This is a genomic window from Streptomyces hilarionis, from assembly GCF_024539675.1.
In the GTDB taxonomy this organism is placed as follows: Bacteria; Actinomycetota; Actinomycetes; order Streptomycetales; family Streptomycetaceae; genus Streptomyces; species Streptomyces hilarionis.
On sequence record NZ_JAHHIT010000298.1, the window covers coordinates 1 to 4,359 of the forward strand.

Consider the following 4,359-nt stretch of genomic DNA (forward strand, 5'->3'; position numbering starts at 1 on the left):
GCCCCGACCTGATCCGACCCGCCCCGACCCGACTCGGCTTGATCCAGCTCGAGCCTGCGTTGCTCGGCTCGGCGCTGCTCGGCCTTGTCCGGCTCAGCCCGGCGCTGCCCGGCATTGCCCAGCGCGACCTGGCCCGGCCCAGCCCAACTCGGCCTGGCCCGGCTCGACTCGGCCCGGGCCGGCCTGATCTGGCTCGGCTCGGCCTGCTCGGACCCGGCCCGCTCTGCCCGTCGCCCCGGCGCCCCGTCGCCCTGCCCTCCCGTGGCCTTCCGCGGGATCCCCCCCCACGGGGGTCCGCACGCACGGCTGCCGCCGGCCTCCCGTGGGGGGCCGGCGGCAGCGGGGGAGTGTCTAGCCGAGGTGCGCGGGGGCGGGGAAGTAGCCCGCGTCGGCGAAGAACTCCGTGTACCGGGCGAACAGTTCGACGTCGATCTCGGGGCAGACGATGCCGGTCCCGGCCAGCGCGGCCTCCGTCGCGCTGACGTCCATGCGCATGTACAGCGCCTCGCCCGCGGTCATGTAGCTGCGGAAGATGTCGATCACCGGAAAGAGCGCGTTGTCGCGGTCGGCGCGGACGGCGTCGACGAACTCGTCCCAGGACACCTCGTCCAGGGCGTAGCCCGACTTGCGCAGCCGGGCCGTCATCTCGGCGAAGCTGACCGCCACCGGGTTGAACAGGTGGAAGGTCCGGCCCTCCGTCGTGCGGGACAGCTCCAGGACCGCCGCGCTGACGTAGTCCACCGGCACCATCGGGAACAGCGCGTTCGCCCCGGCCGGCATCGACCGCGCCTGAAGGCTGCCCTTCAGGCTCAGCCAGACGAAGTCCCGGGTCTGGCATGCGCCGTTGCTCTGCGCGCCCGAGACGACGTCGGCGCGGTAGACCGACACGGGCAGACCGCGCTCCCGGGCCAGGCCGATGATCTTCTCGGCGACGTACTTGCTCTGCCGGTACCCGTTGGTCAGCTCCTCCGGCGGACCGGTGGGGTCCTCCGGGCGCAGCCCTGCCCCTTCGGGCGCCGGGCCGGCGAAGACGCCGGTGCTCGACACGTAGTGCAGGGGGACCGTACGGTGCAGGGCCGCGAGCCGCAGCGCCTCCTCCGTGCCGGTCACGTTGGCCGCCTTCAACGACGGGTACGGGTGCAGCCAGTTGACCGTCGCGCCCGCGTGGTAGACGACGTCGACCCGGCGGGCGAGCCGGTCGTAGGCCTCGGCGTCGAGGCCGAACCGGGGCTCGGCCAGGTCGCCGGTGAGGACGGACAGCCGGTCGTGGTCGATCTCGTCCCAGATGCCGTACCAGGTCAGGTTGGCGCGCAGCCGGTCCCGTGCGCCCGCCGGGTCGGCGCCGCGCACCAGGCAGTGCACGGTGGCGGCGGTCGAGCGCATCAGATCCCTCAGCAGGAACGCTCCGACGAACCCGGTCGCTCCGGTGAGGAACACCTCTCGGGGGTCGGCCACCACGGTGGTGACCTGGACGGCGGGCACGATGTCCGCGGCCAGCCGCACCTCGGCGGCGAAGTCCACCGCGGACCGACCGGCTCCCCCGGTCCGCCGGGCCAGCTCCGTGCCCAGGTACGCCACCAGGGCCGCGGGGTTGTCGTGGTCGAAGAGCAGGGTCGGCGGCAGCCGCAGACCCGTCTCGCTCTCCAGCCGGTTGCGCAGCTCGACCGCGGTGAGCGAGTCGAAGCCGAGCGCGGTGAAGGCGGTGGTCCCGGAGATCGCGTCGACGCCGGTGTGGCCCAGCACGGCGGCCGCGGACGTGCGCACGAGGTCCAGGAGGAGTTCGCGCCGCCCGGCCTCGTCCAGCGGGGCGAGACGCTCCGCCAGCAGACCGGCGCTCTCGGCCGTCGCGGCGACCACCCGCCGGGCCGGCCTGCGGACCAGCCCTCGCAGCACGGGCAGCACCGGGCCCGGCTGGCGCTCGATCAGGGCGATGTCGAGGTGCATCGGCACCGTCGTCGGGTGGACGGCGCCGAGCGCGGCGTCGAACAGCAGCGGCCCCTCGGCGGGGGAGATGGGCCGCAGCCCGGACTGCGTCGCCCGGTTCCAGTCCACCTCCGACAGCCGGGACGCCATGCCGTGCTCCTGCGCCCACGCCGCCCAGGCGAGGGAGTCGGCGGGCAGCCCGTTCGCCCGGCGGTGCTGCGCGAGGGCGTCCAGGAACTGGTTGGCGGCCGAGTAGTTCGCCTGTCCCGGCGAGCCGACGACTCCGGCGACCGAGGAGAACAGCACGAACATCGTGAGGTCGGCGTCGGCGGTGAGTTCGTGCAGGTGCCAGGCGGCGTCGACCTTGGGGCGCAGCACGGAGGAGAGGCGGTCGGGGGTGAGGGCGGTGACGATGCCGTCGTCGATGACGCCGGCGGTGTGCACGACGCCGGTCAGCGGGTGCGCGTCGGGGACCGAGGCGAGCAGCCGCGCCAGCGCGTCCCGGTCGGTGATGTCGCACGCGGCGACGGTGACCCGAGCGCCGAGGGCGGTGAGTTCCGCGGCCAGTTCGCCGGCGCCGGGCGCGTCCGGGCCGCGGCGGCCGGCCAGCAGAAGGTGGCGGACGCCGTACTCGGTGACCAGATGCCGCGCGAATAGAGCGCCCAGTGCGCCGGTGCCGCCGGTGACGAGGACCGTGCCCTCGGGGGCCGTGCCCCGGCGCTCGGGCCGCGCCCCCGTCCCGTCGGTCGCGCGCACCCTGGCCAGCCGGGGGACGACGGCCCGCCCCGCGCGCAGGGCCAGTTGGTCGTGCCCGGAGGCGATCGCGGTGGCGAGCCGTTCGGCGCTCGCCGCGCTGCCGTCCACGTCGATCAGCGCGATCCGGCCCGGATTCTCCACCTGCGCCGACCGGACCAGACCCCAGACCGGGGCCGAGCCGGGATCGACGTCCTCGTCGTCGTGGGTGGCGACGGCGCCGGTCGTGACCAGCACGAGCCGGGTGGTCCCGAACGCCAGCGCGTCCTGCACCAGTTCCAGCGCCCGTGCGGCGCCGCGGTGCGCCGCGGCCACCGTGTCCTGCCCGGCGGCCGCGCCGATGGCGGCGACGACGACGTCGTCGCCGGCGTCCCCGAGGCTGTCGACCTGACGGGCGAGGGTGGCCGGCAGCCCGTCCCCGAGCGCCGCCAGGCGGACGGGGGTGAGGTCCTCCGGGTCGGGCAGGAGCGCCGGGGACCACGCGAGGTGGAACAGCGAGTCGCCGGTGACGGCGTCGTCGGGTGCGGCGGGGGAGTGCGCGGGGCGGCGCAGCGCGCGGACCTCGGCGACCGGCTCCCCGCTGTCGTCGGCCAGCCACACCCGGAACGCGTCGGCGCCCTTCGGCCTGATCCACACCCGCAGCGCGCGCGGACCGGCAGCGTGCAGGGCGAAGCCGTGCCAGGACCATCCGGCGGCGTCCCGTCCGGCGGCGAGCAGCGGGTGCAGCGCCGCGTCCAGGAGCGCCGGGTGGATCCCGAACCCGTCGGCGTCCGTGTCGTCCGGGAGCCGCACCTCGGCGAACAGTTCCTCGTCCCGCCGCCACACCGCGCGCAGCCCCTGGAACGCCGGGCCGTACGCCGGCCCCGTCGTGCCGGGCCCCTCGTAGAAGCCGTCGAGGGGGATCGGGGTCGCGCCGGGCGGCGGCCAGGCGTCGAGGGAGACCGCGGGCGGCGGCGTCGGGTCGGTGAGCAGGCCGGTGGCGTGCACGGTCCACGGCGCGGCGGGATCGTCCCCGTCCGGCCGCGCGGCGACGGTGATCGGCCGGGAGTCGTCCTCGGCGGCCGCGCCCACGGTGACCTGCACCTGAACCCCGCCGCCGGCCGGCACGGCCAACGCGCCGACGGTCGTCAGGTCGGCGACGCCGGAGCAGCCGCTCTCGTCGCCGGCCCGCAGCGCGAGTTCGGCGACGGCCGCAGGCGGCAGCACGGCTACGAAGCCGACCCGGTGGTCGGCGAGCCAGGGATGGGTGTGCAGCGAGAGCCGGCCGGTGAACACCGCGCCGTCCTCGCCGGCCAGCCGCACGGCCGTCGTCAGCAACGGGTGCGGGACGGCGAGGCCGAGCCCGGCGCTCTGCCGCGCGCCCGGCGAGCTGCTGTCCAGCCAGTACTGCTGGTGCTGGAAGGGGTAGGTGGGCAGGTCGATCACACGACCGGCGGCCTTCGTGCCCCGCTCACCGTCGGCCCCGGCACGGTCGGCCCCGGCGACGTCGGTTCCGCCGTCGGCCGCGGTCCCGCCGTCGGTCCCGGCCGTGTCCACGGCGTCGGTCCCGGCCGCGTCCCGCGTCGCGGTGCGCGTGGCGTCGGGGGATGCGGACGTGGATGTGGACGTGGGTGTGGGTGTGGGTGTGGTTGGGGCTTGGAGGACGCGGGTCCAGTCGACGGGATGCCCGTCGACATGCAACCG

Annotated in this window: 1 protein-coding gene; it reads right to left on the reverse strand. The window is 75.9% G+C overall.

All coding sequences use genetic code 11. The features are described 5' to 3' along the window. Positions 1-351: 351 nt before the first annotated feature. Complete coding sequence (locus KMS84_RS37945) at positions 352-4,212, reverse strand: thioester reductase domain-containing protein (RefSeq protein WP_256921110.1); 3,861 nt, start codon at positions 4,210-4,212, stop codon at positions 352-354. Positions 4,213-4,359 lie beyond the last annotated feature (147 nt).